At 62.1% G+C, this 19,623-nt stretch carries 20 protein-coding genes; 11 read left to right on the top strand and 9 right to left on the bottom strand.

Annotated elements, in window-relative coordinates; genetic code table 11:
• Positions 1-9 precede the first annotated feature (9 nt).
• On the top strand, positions 10-1,578 hold the full coding sequence (locus J1G18_RS03170; protein WP_135294655.1) for a SulP family inorganic anion transporter: 1,569 nt from the start codon (positions 10-12) through the stop codon (positions 1,576-1,578).
• Positions 1,579-1,668: 90 nt separating this feature from the next.
• Here J1G18_RS03170 and aroE read toward each other — a convergent pair whose 3' ends face one another.
• The gene (gene aroE, locus J1G18_RS03165; protein ID WP_223007075.1) at positions 1,669-2,490 is read right to left on the bottom strand and encodes a shikimate dehydrogenase; all 822 of its coding nucleotides are present in this window, start codon (positions 2,488-2,490) and stop codon (positions 1,669-1,671) included.
• Positions 2,491-2,499: 9 nt separating this feature from the next.
• The gene (hemF, locus tag J1G18_RS03160) at positions 2,500-3,414 is read right to left on the bottom strand and encodes an oxygen-dependent coproporphyrinogen oxidase (protein ID WP_123585996.1); all 915 of its coding nucleotides are present in this window, start codon (positions 3,412-3,414) and stop codon (positions 2,500-2,502) included.
• 163 nt (positions 3,415-3,577) lie between these two features.
• Between hemF and J1G18_RS03155 the strand changes: the two genes are divergently transcribed.
• Positions 3,578-4,555: an NADPH:quinone reductase gene (locus J1G18_RS03155; RefSeq protein WP_223007074.1), complete on the top strand. Its 978-nt coding sequence runs from the start codon at positions 3,578-3,580 to the stop codon at positions 4,553-4,555.
• A gap of 65 nt (positions 4,556-4,620) precedes the next feature.
• Here the strand turns inward: J1G18_RS03155 and J1G18_RS03150 are convergent, their stop codons facing one another.
• From J1G18_RS03150 to J1G18_RS03135, 4 genes are all read right to left on the bottom strand, one after another.
• On the bottom strand, positions 4,621-5,292 hold the full coding sequence (locus J1G18_RS03150) for a hypothetical protein (protein ID WP_223007073.1): 672 nt from the start codon (positions 5,290-5,292) through the stop codon (positions 4,621-4,623).
• A 240-nt stretch (positions 5,293-5,532) separates the two neighbouring features.
• Complete coding sequence (locus J1G18_RS03145) at positions 5,533-6,090, bottom strand: L-threonylcarbamoyladenylate synthase (protein ID WP_003220243.1); 558 nt, start codon at positions 6,088-6,090, stop codon at positions 5,533-5,535.
• 55 nt (positions 6,091-6,145) lie between these two features.
• Positions 6,146-7,243 (bottom strand): DNA-processing protein DprA, encoded by a 1,098-nt coding sequence (gene dprA / locus J1G18_RS03140; protein WP_134785073.1) that lies wholly within the window; start codon positions 7,241-7,243, stop codon positions 6,146-6,148.
• Positions 7,244-7,325: 82 nt separating this feature from the next.
• Positions 7,326-8,351, bottom strand: coding sequence for a LysM peptidoglycan-binding domain-containing protein (locus J1G18_RS03135; protein ID WP_135294654.1), 1,026 nt, complete (start codon positions 8,349-8,351; stop codon positions 7,326-7,328).
• Positions 8,352-8,510: 159 nt separating this feature from the next.
• Here J1G18_RS03135 and def point away from each other — a divergent pair, with 159 nt between their 5' ends.
• The 5 genes from def to J1G18_RS03110 all read left to right on the top strand — a co-directional run bounded on the left by def (position 8,511) and on the right by J1G18_RS03110 (position 13,206).
• Positions 8,511-9,017 (top strand): peptide deformylase, encoded by a 507-nt coding sequence (gene def, locus J1G18_RS03130; RefSeq protein WP_027610272.1) that lies wholly within the window; start codon positions 8,511-8,513, stop codon positions 9,015-9,017.
• Positions 9,018-9,074: 57 nt separating this feature from the next.
• A complete protein-coding gene (gene fmt, locus J1G18_RS03125) occupies positions 9,075-10,034 on the top strand; it encodes a methionyl-tRNA formyltransferase (RefSeq protein ID WP_135294653.1) in 960 nt (319 codons plus the stop codon).
• Complete coding sequence (rsmB, locus tag J1G18_RS03120) at positions 10,031-11,341, top strand: 16S rRNA (cytosine(967)-C(5))-methyltransferase RsmB (RefSeq protein ID WP_135294652.1); 1,311 nt, start codon at positions 10,031-10,033, stop codon at positions 11,339-11,341. The genes fmt and rsmB overlap by 4 nt, the downstream gene beginning before the upstream one ends.
• Before the next feature lie 22 nt (positions 11,342-11,363).
• Positions 11,364-12,740, top strand: a complete 1,377-nt coding sequence (gene trkA, locus J1G18_RS03115) for a Trk system potassium transporter TrkA (RefSeq protein ID WP_003220233.1) — start codon at positions 11,364-11,366, stop codon at positions 12,738-12,740.
• 151 nt (positions 12,741-12,891) lie between these two features.
• Positions 12,892-13,206, top strand: coding sequence for a tetratricopeptide repeat protein (locus tag J1G18_RS03110; protein WP_027610275.1), 315 nt, complete (start codon positions 12,892-12,894; stop codon positions 13,204-13,206).
• Position 13,207: 1 nt separating this feature from the next.
• On the opposite strand, the gene J1G18_RS03105 is transcribed toward J1G18_RS03110, so the two are convergent.
• The 3 genes from J1G18_RS03105 to J1G18_RS03095 form a co-directional block, all read right to left on the bottom strand.
• Entirely contained in the window at positions 13,208-13,447 is a 240-nt protein-coding gene (locus J1G18_RS03105) for a PilZ domain-containing protein (protein ID WP_007960749.1), read from the bottom strand.
• Positions 13,448-13,557: 110 nt separating this feature from the next.
• Positions 13,558-14,445: a lysophospholipid acyltransferase gene (locus J1G18_RS03100; protein ID WP_047596996.1), complete on the bottom strand. Its 888-nt coding sequence runs from the start codon at positions 14,443-14,445 to the stop codon at positions 13,558-13,560.
• A gap of 40 nt (positions 14,446-14,485) precedes the next feature.
• Positions 14,486-15,043, bottom strand: a complete 558-nt coding sequence (locus J1G18_RS03095; RefSeq protein WP_098966431.1) for a DNA-3-methyladenine glycosylase I — start codon at positions 15,041-15,043, stop codon at positions 14,486-14,488.
• An 81-nt stretch (positions 15,044-15,124) separates the two neighbouring features.
• On the opposite strand from J1G18_RS03095, the gene glyQ reads away from it, so the two are divergent.
• The 4 genes from glyQ (at position 15,125) to J1G18_RS03075 (ending at position 19,535) form a co-directional block, all read left to right on the top strand.
• On the top strand, positions 15,125-16,078 hold the full coding sequence (gene glyQ / locus J1G18_RS03090) for a glycine--tRNA ligase subunit alpha (RefSeq protein WP_003187265.1): 954 nt from the start codon (positions 15,125-15,127) through the stop codon (positions 16,076-16,078).
• Positions 16,075-18,129 (top strand): glycine--tRNA ligase subunit beta, encoded by a 2,055-nt coding sequence (glyS, locus tag J1G18_RS03085; protein ID WP_098966429.1) that lies wholly within the window; start codon positions 16,075-16,077, stop codon positions 18,127-18,129. Before glyQ ends, glyS begins: the two co-directional genes overlap by 4 nt.
• A gap of 4 nt (positions 18,130-18,133) precedes the next feature.
• Positions 18,134-18,673, top strand: coding sequence for a D-glycero-beta-D-manno-heptose 1,7-bisphosphate 7-phosphatase (gmhB, locus tag J1G18_RS03080; protein WP_167734075.1), 540 nt, complete (start codon positions 18,134-18,136; stop codon positions 18,671-18,673).
• A gap of 82 nt (positions 18,674-18,755) precedes the next feature.
• The gene (locus J1G18_RS03075; protein ID WP_098966425.1) at positions 18,756-19,535 is read left to right on the top strand and encodes a lysophospholipid acyltransferase family protein; all 780 of its coding nucleotides are present in this window, start codon (positions 18,756-18,758) and stop codon (positions 19,533-19,535) included.
• The last annotated feature ends 88 nt before the right edge of the window (positions 19,536-19,623 follow it).

The following is a 19,623-nucleotide window of genomic DNA, read 5'->3' as shown; positions in this document are numbered from 1 at the left end:
CGAGGACCCATGGCCCTGCCAAGTCGCCATTCACTCTTTCCCTTCCTGACCTGGCTGCCCCGGCAAACCCGCGCCAGCGTCGGCCGGGATCTGGTCGTTGGCCTGAGCGGTGCGATTCTCGCGTTGCCGCAGTCGATCGCGTACGCGCTGATCGCCGGCCTGCCGCCGGAGTATGGTCTTTACGCCGCGATCATCCCGGTGCTGATTGCCTGTCTGTGGGGTTCGTCGTGGCATCTGATCTGCGGCCCGACTGCAGCGATTTCGATTGTGCTGTATGCCAGCATCAGTCCCTTGGCCGTACCCGCATCCCAGGACTACATCACGCTGATCCTGCTGCTGAGCTTTCTGGCGGGGATTTTCCAGTGGCTGCTCGGCCTGCTGCGCTTCGGTGCACTGGTGAATTTCGTCTCGCACTCGGTGGTGCTCGGTTTCACCCTCGGCGCGGCGGTGGTGATTGCCATCGGCCAGTTGCCGAATCTGCTGGGGCTGGATCTGCCGGCGAAAGCCACGGCGCTGGCCAGTCTGATGGACCTGCTGCAACACCTGCGGGCTGTGGATAAACCATCACTGGTGTTGGGTGTGGCCACGGTGCTGGTCGGTTTTGTCCTCAGACAACTGCTGCCGCGCTGGCCGACTCTGTTGATAACGCTGGTGCTGGGCAGCGCAGTGGTGTGGTTATGGCCGGCGATGTTCGGCCACGTGCATCTGGTCAGCGCCTTTGTCGGACGCCTGCCACCGTTCAGTGCGCTGCCGCTGGATCTCGATCTGGTGCTGCGCTTGCTGCCGAGCGCGGTGGCGGTGGGCATGCTCGGTCTGGTCACCAGCCTGTCGATTGCCCGTTCGATTGCTGCACGTTCGCAGCAGTTGCTTGATGCCAACCAGGAAGTCCGCGCACAGGGCTTGTCGAATATTGTCGGGGCATTCTTTTCCGGATCGCTCTCCGCCGGTTCGTTCACCCGCTCAGGCCTGAGTTACGAGGCGGGCGCCTGTTCGCCGCTGGCCGGGGTGTTTTCGGCGATCTGGGTCGCGCTGTTCGCGATTTTCGGCGCCGGGCTGATTTCACACATTCCGATTCCGGCGATGGCCGGGAGCATTCTACTGATCGCCTGGGGCCTGGTGGATCATCGCGGGATTCGTTCGCTGCTGCGGGTCAGCCGTGCCGAGTTCGTGGTCATGGCGCTGACCTGCCTCGCCACGCTGCTACTGGAACTGCAGACCGCGATCTATGCCGGGGTGCTGGCGTCGCTGTTCTTCTACCTCAAGCGCACCTCGCAACCGCGAGTGCAGCATTCGCGCGAGGGTGAGGAGGACGTACTGCGAGTCGGCGGCTCGATCTTCTTCGGCGCCAGCCATTACCTGCAAGTGCGCCTGCAACGGCTGCACGGTACGCGGGTGGTGATCGAGGCGCAGCAGATCAACTTCATCGATTATTCGGGGGTGGAGATGCTGCATCAGGAGGCGCGGCGCCTGCTGCGTCAGGATCGCAGCCTGACCCTGCGCCGGGCGCGGCCGCAGGTGGTGGAGGAGTTGCGGAAGCTCGAAGGGCCGGAAAAGTGTCCGATCCGGTTTGAGGATTGATCCAGGATCGGCGGTGCGGCCATTCGCGAGCAAGCCCGCTCCCACATTTGATCGCATTCCAATGTGGGAGCGGGCTTGCTCGCGAAGCTTTTAAAGGGCCAACTGGCGGCGTAGTTCGGCCAGTACCGGCGCCGTATCCGGACGCACCCCGCGCCACAGGAAAAACGCCTCGGCCGCCTGTTCAGCCAGCATTCCCAGACCATCCATCGACACTGCCGCGCCATGCTCGCTGGCCCAACGGCAGAACGCAGTCGGCTCTTTGCCGTACATCATGTCGTAGCACAGGGTCTGGCCCGGCTCGATCAGGCTCGCGGCAATCGGCGGCACGTCGCCGGTGAGGCTGGCGGAAGTGGCGTTGATGATCACGTCCACCGGCTCCTGCAACCAGTCGAAACCACTAGCCGACACCGGCCCCAGATCACAGAACAGCTCGGCCAGCAGCTCGGCTTTATCCACCGTACGATTGGCGATGATCACCGATGCCGGCTTCTCCGCCAGCAACGGCTCCAGCGCGCCACGCACCGCGCCGCCAGCGCCGAGCAACAGGATGCGTTTGCCGGTCAGGCTGAAACCGGCATTCACCGTCAGGTCGCGCACCAGACCGGCGCCGTCGGTGTTGTCACCCAGCAGCGAACCGTCAGCCAGTTTACTCAGGGTGTTCACCGCACCCGCCCGTTGCGCACGGGCGGTCAGGCTATTGGCCAGGCGAAAGGCTTCTTCCTTGAACGGCACAGTGACGTTGGCGCCGCGACCGTCCTGGAAGAACGCCATGGCGCAGGCGCTGAAGTCGTCGAGCGGCGCCAGCAGGGTGCTGTAGTCGAGGCGCTGACCGGTCTGCTCGGCGAACAGTTTGTGAATCATCGGCGACTTGCTGTGGCCGATCGGGTTACCGAAAACGACGTAACGATCCATCAGCAGTCCTCAGGCCTGGGCCAGCCAGTCGCGGTCTTGCAGGAAGTAGTCGGTCAGGCGCGCTTCTTCACTGCCGGGTTCGGCCTTGAAGTCATAGGCCCAGCGCACTTGCGGCGGCAACGACATGAGGATCGACTCGGTACGCCCGCCCGATTGCAGGCCGAACAGGGTGCCTCGGTCGTAGACCAGGTTGAACTCGACGTAGCGGCCACGGCGGAATTCCTGGAATTCACGCTGCTGTGCGGTGAACGCATCGTTCTTGCGGCGCTGCACGATGGGCAGGTAAGCGTCGATGTAGGCATCACCGATGGCGCGCATGAAGGCGAAACTGGTGTCGAAATCCCACTCGTTCAGGTCGTCGAAAAACAGGCCGCCGATGCCACGCGGTTCATGGCGATGCTTGATGTGGAAATAGGTGTCGCACCAGGCCTTGTAACGCGGATAGACGTCCGCACCGAACGGCGCGCAGGCCTGTTCGGCGACGCGGTGCCAGTGGATGCAGTCTTCCTCGTTGCCGTAATACGGGGTCAGGTCGAAGCCGCCGCCGAACCACCAGACCGGCTCTTCACCTTCCTTCTCGGCGATGAAAAAGCGCACGTTGGCGTGGGACGTCGGCACATGCGGATTGTGCGGGTGAATCACTAGCGACACGCCGAGGGCTTCGAAACCGCGACCGGCCAGTTCCGGGCGATGGGCGCTGGCCGACGGCGGCAGGCCGCTGCCGAACACGTGGGAAAAGTTGACGCCGCCCTTTTCGATCACCGTACCGTTTTCGATCACGCGGGTACGGCCACCACCACCGGCAGGCCGGGTCCAGGCGTCTTCGACGAAGCGCGTGCCGCCGTCCTCGGTTTCCAGCGCGGCGCAGATGCGGTCTTGCAGGTCGAGCAGATAGGCCTTTACGGCGTCGGTGCGGGTCGTCATGGCTTCACCTTGAATCGGGCATAACTACGCGGGCGCCCCGCAGGCAGGGGGCGGCGCAAATGGGCGCGTAGCATAACACCGCAAACCTGCGCGCCGCAGTTGACGAAGATCAAGCAGGGGAGTTGGATAGGGGGCTTACAAACGACCCAAGGAGAGCAGGCAGATGGCAAAGCGTATCCAGTTCCGCGCCCACGGCGGTCCCGAAGTGCTCGAGTTTGTTGACTACGAACCCGCCGCGCCCGGCCCGAATCAGGTGCGGGTGGCGAACAAGGCGATCGGCCTGAACTTCATCGATACCTATTTCCGCAGCGGTCTGTATGCCCCGCCGGCCTTGCCGTCCGGCCTCGGCGCTGAAGGCGCCGGCATCGTCGATGCGGTGGGCAGCGACGTCACCCGGTTCAAGGTCGGTGATCGCGTGGCATATGGCAGCGGCCCGTTGGGCGCCTACAGCCAGTTGCACACCCTGCCCGAAGCCAATCTGGTGAGGCTGCCGGACGGAATCAGCTTCGAGACCGCAGCCGGGGTCATGCTCAAGGGCCTCACCGTGCAGTACCTGCTGCGTCAGACCTATGAACTCAAGGGAGGTGAAACCATTCTGTTCCACGCCGCTGCCGGGGGTGTCGGTTCATTGGCCTGCCAATGGGCCAAGGCACTGGGCGTCAAGCTGATCGGCACCGTCAGCTCGAAGGAGAAAGCCGAACTGGCCAAGGCCAACGGTGCCTGGGCAACCATCGATTACAGCCACGAAAACGTGGCACAGCGGGTGCTGGAGCTGACCGATGGCAAGAAAGTCCCGGTGGTCTATGACGGCGTCGGCAAAGACACCTGGCTGACCTCGCTCGACAGCGTTTCGCCGCGTGGGCTTGTGGTGAGTTTCGGCAATGCCTCCGGTGCGGTGGACGGGGTGAATCTGGGGATTCTTTCGGCCAAGGGCTCGCTGTACGTGACCCGCCCGACCCTGGCGACCTACGCCAACAACGCCGAGAACCTGCAGCGCATGGCCGACGAGCTGTTCGAGATGATCATCAGCGGCAAGCTCAAGGTGGACATCAGCCAGCGCTATCCACTGGCTGATGCGGCGAAGGCGCAGACCGAATTGTCGGCCCGGCGTACCACCGGCTCGACCATCCTGCTGCCCTGACAAACCTTCGGCGTCTTGCCAGTCAGGGTTGCAAACCCACGGCTGGCAAGTCAGTTCGAACGCGTTCAACACCTCGGCAGATGACACTCCAACGGTTTTTGCACCACGTGGCCAACCGCCAGATCAGGCGGTTGGACCGCCGCGAGAATTTGCCGCCACTCGGCTGACAGCACCCAGTAATCGCCGCGTGCGCGCTGGTCGATATGCAGGGCATTGGAGGCGATCGGCATCAGGCCGAAACGCTGGTAGAAGCGCAGCTGTTGCGATCTGCACAACGCGGTTACCCCGTTATAACCGCGTTTAATGGCCCACTCGGTAGCGGCCGCCAGCAGACCGTTGACCGCAATGGGCAACTGATTGGGTGTGTACGACATCAATCGACTGAATTCGACATGGCGCGACAGCGCTACTGTGGGAGAAACGTGTTGCTGCGCCAGCGATACCCACTCGAACGGTGCCGGAGTCGCTCTCAATACCGCCAACAGTTGATCGTGCCGATACAGCAGGAAATGGGTACTGCGCGACTTTATCGCCAGTCTGGTTTCGAGCATCCGCGCCCGTGAAGTCAGCATGTAATGCTGCAACCGAAGCCGAAATTGCCGATCGATAAACCGGTCGAACTCTTGAGTATCCGCCCCTGCCTCAAGCATCACGATGCGACAACCCTCATGGTGACTCTTCAACGTCACCTGAAGCGCCTGCAGGTAATCCGTGAGCTGCAAATTGGTAGTGTCCATTCTTTCTCCGCAGACCTTAACTTATCGAAGTGTTTCGAGTGCAGGGAAAGGATGGTTGCTTTTGCCGATTCCGCCACACCAGAAAGTCTGATAATCAAGTGGGAAAAGCCAATGAATCCGGGGACTTGGCGACTTTTCCGACAGGGAAACCGGCGTCATTGCAGGATAATTCGCAGGCAGGCGTAGTCTTCCTCGCCATCAAGGCGAGGAAGACTCACGGTAAAGGTTTTCGACGCAGGATCAGTCGGGACGAATGACCTTGCCGGTTGCCAGATCGCGAATCACGCTGGGGTTCTTGCGCCCGCCCAGTTGCCCGCCAAGGATCAGGTCGATCTGCCCACGGAAATACTGCTCGACGCGCAACCGCGTGCGCGCCGCCGGCCGCCCCTGCGGATTGGCTGAGGTGGAAATCAGCGGCCCGACCATCGAGCACAGATCCCGCACCTGCGGGTGATCGCTGACCCGCAGCGCCACCGTGTCATGCACGCCCGTCACCCATTCCGGCAACAGGTTCTGATGCGGCACCAGCCAGGTGTTCGGCCCCGGCCAGGTGCTGGCCATGCGGTCGAGCCACTCTTGCGGGAAGTCTTCGAACAGGAAGTCGAACTGGCGGATGTTGTCGGCGACCAGGATCAGGCCCTTGTCCACCGAACGGTTCTTGATCGCCAACAGACGATCCACTGCCTCTTCGTTCCACGGGTCGCAACCCAGCCCCCAGACGGCTTCGGTTGGATAGGCAATCACCGCCCCGGCGCGAATCTCTCGTGCGGCTTGTTGCACACGCCAACTGTTGACCATGAAAAAACTCTCCGAAAACAGGTTTTGCGCAGTTTACCGATCTTCCCTGTAAAACCTAGCGTGTCCTCGCCAGCCAGCGACCGTTTTCACACACTGCGCGGCCGTCCATTTCCAGCTCGGTGAGCGCCGCGAGGACTTTGGGCAACGCCCAGCCGCTGCTTTCGACCAAGGCTTCGCTGGTGTGCGGCGCGGCGTGCAGCAGATCAAGCAAGGGATGCGCGGAATCCGGCGGGTCTGTGGATAACGGCAAATGCTGCCAGCCGCGCAGTGCTTCGAGAATGTGTTCGATGGTTTCCACCAGCACCGCGCCGTCGCGGATCAACTGATGGCAGCCGCGCGCACCGGGGTGATGGATCGAGCCGGGAATCGCATACACCTCGCGGCCCTGTTCCGCCGCCAGCCGGGCAGTGATCAGCGAACCGCTGGCGACACTCGCCTCGACCACCAGCACACCGAGGGACAAACCGCTGATGATCCGGTTGCGCCTGGGGAAGTTGCTCGCCGTTGGCCCGGCGTCCAGTGGAAACTCAGAAACCACTGCGCTGCCCGACGCAATCATCGCGTCGGCCAGTCGACGATTGCGCTGTGGATAAAACTTTTCCAGGCCGGTGCCGAGTACACCGACGGTTTGCCCGCCGACGTCCAGAGCCGCTTGATGCGCAGCCGCATCGATACCCAGCGCCAAGCCACTGGTGATGACAAAACCGGCCCCGGCGAGGCTGCGGGAAAACGCGGCGGCGGTATCCATTCCCGGGCGCGACGCGCTGCGACTGCCGACCATCGCCAGTTGCGGTTTTTCCAGAATCAGCGGATCACCGGCGACGAACAACAGCGGTGGCGGGTCAGGGATCTGCGCCAGCAGCGCCGGATAATCCGCTTGGTCCAACATCAATAGATGCTGGCCGGGCCGCTCTAGCCAGCGCAATGCATGGCTGGCGCCGTCGCGCACTTGCGGGCTGCGCCGGGCCTCGGCCGACGCCGCTGGCAGACCCAGCGCTCGCCAGGCACTGGCCGGCGCGCTCAGGGCTTTTGACGCCGAGCCGAAGGCTTCAAGCAGTTTGGCAAAACGTTTCGGACCGATTTCCGGCAAGCGGTGCAGGCGCAAACGCGCTTCCAGTTCCGCAGGGGAAACCGGCGTACAGGCAGACAGCATCGTGGATCATCCTTGATCGTTATAAGTCCCGAACCATTCGGAACAGGCTGTGGATAACTCTGTTGGTAACTTGTGAAGCCAGCTAAGGATTTCGCACCTTGTCGAGCACCGCCAGCGAGCGCGATGCGTTGAGTACGAGGCCGTAACTGAGCTTGTCGTAGGTGCGGAACACCATCAGCAGACCGGCCCGTTCATCGGGAATTTTCAGCGGCTGGCCGGTGATCCGGTCGCGCACGGTTTCCCCGGTTTTCATCACCACCAGCACATTGCCTTCGGCCAGACCGTCGCGCTTGCCTTTGTTCAGGGTGACCACGTCCATCACGCCGATCTGCGTGACGCCGCGCGGCACGTCGATGATCAGGCCGTTGATGTTGGTGCTCGGGGCGCTGGGCATGAAAGTCGAATTGATCGAGCGCTCTTCGCCGCTGAACAGACGATCGCCCAGACGTACTTCCTGGGTGGTGCGTTGCAGGGCGAGGGTGGCGACGTCGCCTTCGGTGGCGACGATTTCACCGCCACCGATATCGTCGGCGTTGATCCCGAGAAACTCCTTGGTCTGCGGGTCGGTGTAGACCTTGCCCTGGCGGAAGATGCCGTACACCGGTTGATTCGGATCGAAGTGGCCCCGGGCGAAGATCCGGTCGCCAGTGCCACTCAACACGCGCTCGGCATCGCCGGCGACGATATACGGCGCCTTGTCGAAGTCCTCGACCTTGTCGACGATGCGGTTGCTCAGCAGGAAACTGTTGATTGATTTCAGCGGAATGCTCGGAATCGCCTCGGCCACCGGGCTGGTGCGGATGCGTGGCGACAGCTTGATGGTGCCCCGTGACTCGCCGCGATTGAGGGTCAGCTGCGGCTGGCCGTTGACGTAACGGAGCGTCAGCGTGTCGCCGGGGTAGATCAGGTTGGGGTTTTCGATCTGCGGATTGGCCCGCCACAGCTGTGGCCATTGCCAGGGCTCGCGCAGGTATTTGCCGGAAATGTCCCAGAGGGTGTCTCCCGAAACCACCGTGTATTGCTGTGGAAAACCATCCCTGAGTTGCACTTGCCCTTGCGCAGCCGCGGCCGAAGCCAGAAGCAGCAGGGCGAGTAGTGTTTTCCTCATGCAGCGAATCCCTTTATCATGTGCGTTCGCGTGAACCGTCAGAGCCCCCGTGGCTCGCTACTGCAAATTGCATTAGCTACGCTTCACAACGGTAGCCTGCATCTTCGGACCTGCCAGGCCATCGACCCGACTTTACTCAATACGTGCAGCAATCAGCCTATGGCCATTTTAAACATCCTCGAATTCCCGGACCCGCGTCTGCGTACTATCGCCAAGCCTGTGGCTGTAGTGGACGACGAAGTGCGTCAGTTGGTCGATGACATGTTTGAAACAATGTATGAAGCGCCGGGCATCGGCCTCGCCGCGACCCAGGTCAACGTGCACAAACGTATCGTCGTGATGGACCTTTCCGAAGACCGCACCGAACCCCGGGTGTTCATCAACCCCGAGTTCGAATCGCTGACCGACGAGATGGATCAGTACCAGGAAGGCTGCCTGTCGGTGCCGGGTTTCTACGAAAACGTCGACCGCCCGCAGAAGGTCAAAATCAAGGCGCTGGACCGCGATGGCCAGCCTTACGAACTGATCGCCGAAGGCCTGCTCGCGGTGTGCATCCAGCACGAATGCGACCACCTCAACGGCAAGTTGTTCGTCGATTACCTGTCCACGCTCAAACGCGACCGGATCAAGAAGAAACTGGAAAAGCTGCACCGCCAGAACGCTTGATGCCCCTCTTCAAAGGCTTGCTGCGGCAAGCCTTTTTCTTTTTGTGAGACTCCCTTCATGACTGAGCCAATGCGCATCGTTTTTGCCGGCACCCCGGAATTCGCCGCCGAGCACCTCAAGGCCCTGCTGAACAGCCCTTACGAGATCGTCGCGGTCTACACCCAACCGGATCGTCCGGCCGGTCGCGGGCAAAAACTGATGCCGAGCCCGGTCAAACAGTTGGCCCTGGAAAATAATATCCAGGTGTTGCAGCCGCCGACCCTGCGCAACGCCGATGCTCAAGCCGAGCTCGCCGCGCTGAAACCGGACTTGATGGTGGTGGTCGCCTACGGCCTGATCCTGCCGCAAGCGGTGCTGGATATTCCGCGTCTGGGCTGCATCAACAGCCACGCCTCGCTGCTGCCACGCTGGCGCGGTGCGGCGCCGATCCAGCGCGCCGTGGAACACGGTGATGCCGAAAGCGGCGTGACCGTGATGCGCATGGAAGCCGGCCTCGACACCGGGCCGATGCTGCTCAAGGTCGTGACCCCGATCAGCGCCGACGACACGGGCGGCACGCTGCACGACCGCCTCGCCGAAATGGGTCCGCCCGCCGTGGTCCAGGCGATTGCCAGCCTGGCCGCCGGAACCCTCGAAGGCGAAGTGCAGAACGATGAGCTCGCCACCTACGCCCACAAACTGAACAAGGATGAAGCGCGCCTCGACTGGCGCCGTCCGGCGGTTGAGCTGGAGCGCCTGGTACGCGCCTTCAATCCCTGGCCGATTACCCACAGCACCCTCAACGGTGAAGCGCTGAAGGTATTGGCCGCGACACTGGCTGACGGCAAAGGCGCACCGGGAGAAATCCTCAGCGCCAGCAAGGACGGCCTGATCGTCGCCTGCGGTGAACAGGCGCTGTGCCTGACCCGCCTGCAACTGCCCGGCGGCAAGGCGCTGAACTTCAGCGACCTGTTCAACAGCCGCCGCGAGAAATTTGCCGTTGGCACCGTGCTCGGCGCCGTGGTGGACGCGCAATGAACCCGCGTCTGGCTGCCGCCAAGGCACTCGCAGCCGTGCTCAGCGGCAAGGCTTCGCTGAACAGCTCCCTGCCGGCGCAACTGGACAAGGTCGAGGACCGTGATCGCGGTTTCACCCAGGATCTGGCGTTCGGCACCGCGCGCTGGCAGCCACGGCTGTCGGCGCTGGCGGAAAAACTTTTGCAGAAACCGTTCAAAGCTGCCGACGCCGATGTCGAGGCGCTGCTGCTGGTCGGTCTCTATCAATTGCTCTACACCCGCGTGCCGCCGCACGCGGCCATCGGCGAAACCGTCGGTTGCGCCGACAAGCTGAAAAAGCCGTGGGCCAAGGGTCTGCTCAACGCCGTGCTGCGCAATGCCCAGCGCGAAAGCGAGACGATTTTTGCCGAGCTGGAGCGCGATCCGGTGGTGCGCACCGCCCACCCGCGCTGGCTGCAGAAATCCCTGAAAGCCTTCTGGCCGGAACAATGGGAAGCGATCTGCGCGGCGAATAACGCGCACCCGCCGATGATCCTGCGGGTCAACCGCCGCTATCACAGCCGCGACGCCTACCTCGGCTTGCTCAGCGAGGCCGGCATCGCCGCCACGCCGTGCGTTTACAGCCGCGACGGCATCGTCCTCGACGCCGCCACCGACGTGCGCAGCCTGCCGGGTTTTGCCGAAGGCTGGATCAGCGTGCAGGACGAAGCCGCGCAACTGGCCGCCGATCTGCTCGATCTGGCGCCGGGTCAGCGCGTGCTCGATGCGTGTTGCGCGCCGGGCGGCAAGACCTGCCACATCCTCGAAGCCGAACCGGCGCTGGCCGGTGTGGTGGCGGTGGATCTGGAAGCCAAGCGTCTGGTGCGGGTGAAGGAAAACCTTGAGCGGCTGGGGCTGAGCGCCGAACTGATCGCTGCGGACGGCCGCGATACCGCTGCGTGGTGGGACGGCAAGCCGTTCCAGCGCATCCTGCTCGACGCGCCATGTTCGGCAACCGGCGTGATCCGCCGCCACCCGGACATCAAGCTGACCCGTCAGCCGGACGACATCGTTGCCCTCGCGCAACTGCAAGGCGAGCTGCTCGACGTCCTGTGGAAAACCCTCGACGTCGGCGGCATCCTGCTCTACGCCACTTGCTCGACCTTGCCGACCGAGAACACCGAAGTCATCGCCGCGTTCCTTGAGCGCACGCCCGGTGCCCGCGAACTCGACCTGGCCACCACGGCCGGGATCAAACAGCCCCATGGTCGCCAATTGCTGGCCCAGCAGGGCGGGCATGACGGGTTCTACTACGCCAAGCTGATCAAGATCGCTGCCGCGCGCGGCTAAACGGATTCAACGGAGTGACTGGATGAAAATCATCATCCTCGGTGCGGGACAGGTCGGCGGTTCGCTGGCTGAACACCTGGCGAGCGAAGCCAACGACATCACCGTGGTCGACACCGATGGCGAACGCCTGCGCGACCTCGGCGACCGTCTCGACATCCGCACCATTCAGGGCCGCGGCTCGCTGCCGTCGGTGTTGCGCCAGGCCGGCGCCGACGATGCTGACATGCTGGTGGCGGTGACCAACAGCGACGAGACCAACATGGTCGCCTGCCAGGTCGCCCACACGCTGTTCCACACCCCGACCAAAATCGCCCGGGTGCGCGAAGCGTCCTACCTCAATCGCGAAGAACAGCTGTTCCAGAACGAAGCGATTCCGGTCGACGTGCTGATCAGCCCCGAGCAGGTGGTGACCAACTACATCAAGCGTCTGATCCAGCATCCGGGCGCGCTGCAAGTGATCGACTTCGCAGAAGGCCAGGCGCAACTGGTGGCGGTGCGCGCCTATTACGGCGGGCCGCTGGTGGGCCAACAACTGCGCCAGTTGCGCGAGCACATGCCGAATGTCGAGACGCGTGTCGCGGCGATTTTCCGCCGCGACCGGCCGATCCTGCCGCAGGGCGATACGGTGATCGAGGCCGATGACGAAGTCTTCTTCATCGCCGCCCGTGAGAATATTCGCGCGGTGATGAGCGAAATGCGCCGTCTCGACGAAACCTACAAGCGCATCGTGATTGCCGGTGGCGGGCAGATCGGCGAGCGTCTGGCCGAGGCCATCGAAAGCCGCTACCAGGTGAAGATCATCGAGATGAACCCGGCCCGCTGCCGCTATCTCTCCGACACCCTCGACAGCACCGTGGTGCTGCAGGGCAGTGCGTCGGACCGTGATCTGCTGCTGGAAGAGAACATTGCCGACGCCGACATCTTCCTTGCGCTGACCAACGATGACGAGGCCAACATCATGTCGTCGCTGCTGGCCAAGCGCCTGGGCGCGAAGAAGGTGATGACGATCATCAACAACCCGGCTTACGTCGATCTGATCCAGGGCGGCGACATCGACATCGCCATCAGCCCGCAACTGGCGACCATCGGCACCTTGCTGGCCCACGTACGCCGTGGCGATATCGTCAGCGTGCACTCACTGCGCCGGGGTGCGGCGGAGGCCATCGAGGCGATTGCCCACGGCGATGCGAAGTCGAGCAAGGTCATCGGCCGGCCGATCGAGAAAATCGGCCTGCCACCGGGCAGCACGATTGGCGCGATCATCCGCAACGAAGAAGTGATCATCGCCCACGACGATACGGTGATCGAAACCGGTGACCATGTGATTCTGTTCCTTGTGGATAAAAAGCATATCCGTGATGTAGAGAAGCTGTTTCATGTGGGTCTGAGCTTCTTCTGATCCAGAAATATCGTCGGTTGTAATGGCCTCTTCGCGAGCAAGCCCGCTCCCACATTTGGAATGCATTCCCCTGTGGGAGCGGGCTTGCTCGCGAAAGCGGTGTAACTGACACCGATCAACACCTGACACTCCACAGAAAAGGACTCCGCCCATGCTCGAATCCCTGGAAAAAATGCTCGCCAAGGGTGTGGATAACTCATTGCTGCGCTTTGGCCTGGGCAAGGGTTATCTGGATTTGGGAGAGAACGCCAAGGCAGCCGAGCATTTCCAGCGCTGTGTCGGTTTCGACCCGAAGTACTCGGCGGCGTGGAAGCTATTGGGCAAGGCGCAACTTGCACTGGGCGATCACGCGGCCGCGCGGCAGGCGTGGGAACAAGGTCTGGAAGCCGCCCGCGCCCATGGCGACAAGCAGGCCGAGAAGGAAATGACGGTGTTTCTGAAGAAGCTCGACCGCCAGGCGCAATAAGTTAGAGATAACGCAGGCCGATGCCCTCGGCATCCACCGTCACCACTTCCATTCGCACCCGCGGCGCGCCTGTGGGTAAATCCTGCACTTGGCCATAAACCACCGCACCCTTGGGCAATGACGCCAGACGCGGATGCTGCACATACACGCCGGTGGCCGACAGATTGCGCGTCTGCCCGAGGCATTCGCCGAAGCTGTCGTGGGTGATCTTGATGCGGAAGGATTTGCGTTGTTCGGACATCTTTATGCGCCCTTGAATGAACGGGGTTGTGGATAAGCCGCAGAAGCAAGATCAAAAGATCGCAGCCTGCGGCAGCTCCTACGGGTTATCCACAGAGTGTGCCAACTTGCTCAGTACCAGCGCGCTTCGCCCGGCGGACGTTTCTTGAAGCGCTTCATGCTCCACATGTACTGACTCGGATACGCCGCGACGTAACGCTCGACCACTTTGCTCATGGCCGCGCAGGATTCCTCGGTATCGGTGCTGTACATGGCCTCGGGCGCCGCTTCGAGGATCACTTTGTAGCCGGAACCGTCCGGCAGGCGCAGGGCGTGCAGGAACACGCCGACCGCTTTGCCGCCGGCGAGCATGTTCGGCACGAATTTGCTGGTCAATGCCTGGGTGGCGAAGAACGGCACGAAGATCCCTGCGGATTCGGCCGGTTCCGGGTCAGCGGGAATACCCACTGCACCACCTTTGCGCACTTCCTTGATGACGCTGAGGATGCCTTCCTTGGTGGAGGCAGCGACCTTGTTGCCCAGCTGCACGCGTTGCTTGCGCAGTAATTCATCCACAGCCTTGAGCTTTGGCGGGCGGTAGAAAATGATCGGTTTGCACTGGCTGCAATAGAAGTGGTTCAGCACTTCCCAGTTGCCCAGGTGGCTGGTGATGCCGACCACGCCTTTGCCCGAGGCCAGCGCATCCTTGAGGATGTCGAGGCCTTCGACTTCGCGCACCAGATCGATGGAACGCTGGGCCGGCCAGATCCAGGCGCAGGCGCTTTCGGTCAGGGACTTGCCGATGTCTTTGAGGCTCTGGCCGACCAGACGCTCGCGCTCGGCCGGATCCATCTGTGGAAAACATTTGGAAAGGTTGATCCGCACCACGTCGCGGGAGCGGTTGGGGGTTTTCCACATGATCCAGCCGATCGCCGAACCCACGGCCTGCACGGCCCGCCATGGCAGCAGGGCAAACAGCCGAAGAGCGCCTACCAGCAAGGCGCCTTTAAACTTTTCCACAGGTCACTCCTGATTTTGTGCTGTGCGCGAGGCGGCCATTCTAACCGCCGTTGACCAGCTGCGCGTAGCGGTCGCAGTCCTGAGTGTGATCCATGACCATGCCCGAAGCCTGCATCAGTGCGTAGCAAATGGTTGGGCCAACGAAGGTGAAGCCGGCCTTTTTCAGGGCTTTGCTCATCGCCAGCGCTTCGGGGGTGATCGCCGGGACTTCGCTGCGATCCTTGAAATGATTGATGATTGGTCGGCCGCCGACGAACGACCAGAGGAAGGCCACCGGGTCCTCCAGCGCCAGCCAGGCCTGGGCATTGCGTCGGGCGGCATTGAGTTTGAGGCGGTTGCGGATGATCCCCGGATCGAGCATCAGTTCATCGATCTCGGCGTCGCTCATCTGCGCCACACGCTGCACGTCGAAGCCGTACAACACCTCGCGGTAGCGCTCGCGTTTACGCAGCACTGTGATCCACGACAGCCCGGCCTGGAACCCTTCGAGCAAAAGCAACTCGAACAAACCCTGCGCATCGCGTAGCGGCGTGCCCCACTCCTGATCGTGATAAGCCATGTACAGCGGATCTTCGGTACACCAAAAGCAGCGTGGCATAAGGCTCCAGGGGGCGTGCGCAGCAACGAATCGGGTATACTCCCGCTCTTTAAATCGCAGCCCAAGAAACAGGTGAATTTCGTGAGCCAGCCTACGCCAGCCGTGCGTACCTTCCAAGACTTGATCCTCGCGCTCCAGCAATACTGGGCCGAGCAAGGTTGTGTGGTACTTCAGCCCTACGATATGGAAGTAGGCGCCGGCACTTTCCACACCGCGACCTTCCTGCGCGCCATCGGCCCGGAAACCTGGAACGCCGCGTACGTGCAGCCAAGCCGCCGTCCGACTGACGGCCGCTACGGGGAAAACCCGAACCGTCTGCAGCACTACTATCAGTTCCAGGTCGTGCTGAAGCCGAACCCGGACAACTTCCAGGAACTGTACCTGGGCTCGCTCAAGCATGTCGGCCTGGACCCGCTGGTCCACGACATCCGCTTCGTCGAAGACAACTGGGAATCGCCAACCCTCGGCGCCTGGGGTCTGGGCTGGGAAGTCTGGCTCAACGGCATGGAAGTGACCCAGTTCACTTACTTCCAGCAGGCCGGCGGCATCGAGTGCTACCCGGTGACCGGCGAGATCACTTACGGTCTGGAGCGTCTGGCCATGTACCTGCAAGGCGTGGACTCGGTCTACGACCTGGTCTGGGCTGACGGTCCGTTCGGCAAGGTGACCTATGGCGACGTGTTCCACCAGAACGAAGTGGAGCAGTCCACCTACAACTTCGAACACGCCAACGTCGACAAACTGTTCGAACTGTTCGATTTCTATGAAAGCGAAGCCAAGCGCCTGATCGAACTCGACCAGCCGCTGCCGTTGCCAAGCTACGAAATGGTCCTGAAGGCCTCGCACACCTTCAACCTGCTGGACGCGCGCCGGGCGATCTCGGTGACCGCGCGTCAGCAATACATCCTGCGCGTACGCACCCTGGCGCGTTCCGTTGCGCAAGCCTACCTGCTGGCTCGCGCCAAGCTGGGCTTCCCGATGGCGACCCCGGACCTGCGTGACGAAGTACTGGCCAAGCTGGAGGCTGCACAATGAGTGCGCAAGATTTTCTGGTTGAACTGGGCACCGAAGAACTGCCGCCAAAAGCCCTGAACACCCTGGCTGAAGCGTTCCTCGCCGGTATCGACAAGGGCCTGCAAGCTGCCGGCCTGAGCTACGAAAGCAAAACCGTCTACGCCGCACCGCGTCGTCTGGCGGTGCTGATCACGGCGCTGGCGACCCAGCAACCGGATCGCAGCATCAACCTGGATGGCCCGCCACGTCAGGCCGCCTTCGACGCTGAAGGCAACCCGACTCAGGCAGCCCTGGGCTTCGCCAAGAAGTGCGGCGTCGAGCTGAGCGAAATCGACCAGAGCGGCCCGAAACTGCGTTACAGCCAGAACATCGCCGGCAAGCCAACCGCAAGCCTGCTGCCGACCATCGTCGAAGATTCGCTGAACGACCTGCCGATCCCGAAACGCATGCGTTGGGGTGCGCGCAAGGAAGAGTTCGTGCGTCCGACCCAGTGGCTGGTGATGCTGCTCGGTGACCAGGTCATCGACTGCACCATCCTCGCGCAGAAGGCTGGCCGCGACTCCCGTGGTCACCGTTTCCATCACCCGGAAAGCGTGCGCATCGGTTCGCCGTCGAGCTACCTGGCCGACCTGCGTGCCGCCTACGTGCTGGCCGATGCCAACGAGCGTCGCGAGATCATCAGCAAGCGCACCGAAGAACTGGCGACCCGTCAGGAAGGCACCGCGATCGTGCCGCCGGCGCTGCTCGATGAAGTGACCGCGCTGGTCGAATGGCCGGTGCCGCTGGTGTGCTCGTTCGAGGAACGCTTCCTCGACGTGCCGCAGGAAGCGCTGATCACCACCATGCAGGACAACCAGAAGTACTTCTGCCTGCTGGATGCCGACGGCAAGTTGCTGCCACGGTTCATCACCGTCGCCAACATCGAATCCAAAGACCCGCAGCAGATCATCGCCGGTAACGAGAAAGTGGTTCGCCCACGCCTGACCGACGCCGAGTTCTTCTTCAAGCAAGACAAGAAGCAGAAACTCGAAGCCTTCAATGATCGCCTGAAGAACGTGGTGTTCCAGGAAAAACTCGGCAGCGTCTACGACAAGGCCGAGCGCGTTTCGAAACTGGCGGCCTACATCGCCGCGCGAATCGGCGGCAACGCTTCGTGGGCGGCCCGTGCCGGCCTGCTGTCGAAGTGCGACCTGGCCACCGAAATGGTCGGCGAGTTCCCGGAGATGCAAGGTGTCGCCGGTTACTACTACGCGCTCAATGACGGCGAGCCGGAAGACGTCGCGCTGGCGCTGAACGAGCAGTACATGCCACGCGGTGCCGGTGCTGAACTGCCGGCGACCCTGACCGGTGCGGCCGTCGCGATCGCCGACAAGCTCGATACCCTCGTCGGGATCTTCGGTATCGGCATGCTGCCGACCGGCAGCAAAGACCCGTATGCCCTGCGCCGTGCGGCCCTCGGCGTGCTGCGCATCCTGATCGAGAAACAACTGGATCTGGACCTGAACGACGCCGTGGCTTTCGCCGTGAATGCGTTCGGTGCCAAGGTCAAGGCTGCCGGTCTGAACGACGCGGTGCTGGAATTCATCTTCGACCGTCTGCGTGCGCGTTACGAAGACGAGGGCGTCGATGTCGCCACTTACCTGTCGGTACGTGCCCTGAAGCCGGGTTCGGCGCTGGACTTCGACCAGCGTGTGCAAGCGGTTCAGGCCTTCCGCAAACTGCCGGAAGCGGCAGCGCTGGCAGCGGTGAACAAGCGTGTATCGAACCTGTTGAGCAAGGTTGAAGGCTCGGTGCCGACCGTGGTCGAGGCCAAGTACTTCGACAACGCCAACGAGTTCTCGCTGTACTCGGCGATTCAGCAAGCGGATCAGGCGGTGCAGCCAATGGCCGCAGCGCGTCAGTACAACGAATCGCTGGCGCGTCTGGCGGCATTGCGTGAGCCGGTGGATGCGTTCTTCGACGCGGTGATGGTCAATGCCGAAGACGTCAAGGTCCGGGCCAACCGCTACGCGCTGCTCGCGCGTCTGCGTGGTCTGTTCCTCGGGGTTGCCGACATTTCGCTGTTGGGTTGAGGGATTGCTGTTGAAACTGCTGATTCTCGATCGGGACGGAGTGATCAATTACGACTCCGACGCTTACATCAAGTCGGTGGAGGAGTGGATTCCACTGCCCGGCTCGATCGAGGCGATTGCGCAGTTGAGCAAGGCCGGCTGGACGGTGGCGGTCGCCACCAACCAGTCGGGCATTGCTCGCGGCTATTACGACCTTGCCACCCTCGACGCCATGCACACGCGCCTGCGCACGCTCGTGGCAGAGCAGGGCGGTGAAGTCGGGCTGATCGTGTACTGCCCGCATGGTCCGGACGAGGGTTGCGATTGCCGCAAGCCGAAGCCGGGGATGTTGCAAACCATCGCGGCGCATTACAACGTGGCGCTGACGAATGTCTGGTTCGTCGGCGACAGCCTTGGTGACCTGGAGGCCGCCAAAGCCGTCGATTCACAGCCCGTTTTGGTAAAGACCGGGAAAGGCGAAAAAACTCTGGGCAAGACCCTTCCGGTCGGCACCCTGATTTTTGACGATCTGGCGGCGATTGCCGCAGAACTTATCCACAACTAGAGTGCTTCTGAAGTTCCTGACCAGGGATTGATCGGGAGTGCGCTTGAACAGTCGGGCATTGCCCGTAACGGTAAACGTCGCCATGTCGATACTGCAGGCCATCAGAATTTTTCTCTTTTACCTGCTGCTGGGCACCACTGCCTTGCTGTGGTGCAGCCTGAGCTTTTTTATCGCGCCCTTTCTGCCGTTCAAGGCGCGCTATCGCTTCATCAACGTGTACTGGTGCCGTTGTGCCTTGTGGTTGACCAAGGTGTTTCTCGGCATTCGTTACGAGATCAAAGGCGCGGAAAACGTGCCGGACCGGCCCTGCGTGATTCAGTCGAACCACCAGAGCACTTGGGAGACGTTCTTTCTCTCTGCTTATTTCTCGCCCTTGAGCCAGGTGCTCAAGCGTGAATTGCTCTACGTACCGTTCTTCGGTTGGGCCATGGCCATGCTGCGGCCGATCGCGATTGACCGCGACAACCCGAAAGCGGCGCTCAAACAAGTCGCGGCCAAGGGCGATGAACTGCTCAAGGACAACGTCTGGGTCTTGATCTTCCCTGAAGGCACCCGGGTTCCCTACGGCACTGTCGGCAAGTTCTCGCGCAGTGGCAGCGCGTTGGCGGTAAATGCGGCGCTTCCGGTGCTGCCGATTGCACACAATGCCGGCAAGTTCTGGCCGAAAATCGGCTGGGGCAAGACGTCGGGTGTGATCACCGTGGTCATCGGCGAGCCGATGTATGCCGAAGGCACTGGTCCGCGCGCCATCGCCGAGCTGAACGACCGGGTACAGGCCTGGAACGAACAGACCCAGCGCGAAATGGGTTCGCTGCCACCAGCACCGCAGGCGCCTGCCGCGAATGATCAGGTGGCTGTCTGAGATTTTGTGGATAACCTGTGTACGGTTTTGTTGAAAAAGCCTGAATATTGAAAGTAACCAATTGATTTACTTATATATTTCTCAAGCT

This window comes from Pseudomonas sp. MIS38 (assembly GCF_019891575.1).
Taxonomy (GTDB): domain Bacteria; phylum Pseudomonadota; class Gammaproteobacteria; order Pseudomonadales; family Pseudomonadaceae; genus Aquipseudomonas; species Aquipseudomonas putida_A.
This window is presented reverse-complemented; position numbering and strand designations above follow the sequence as displayed.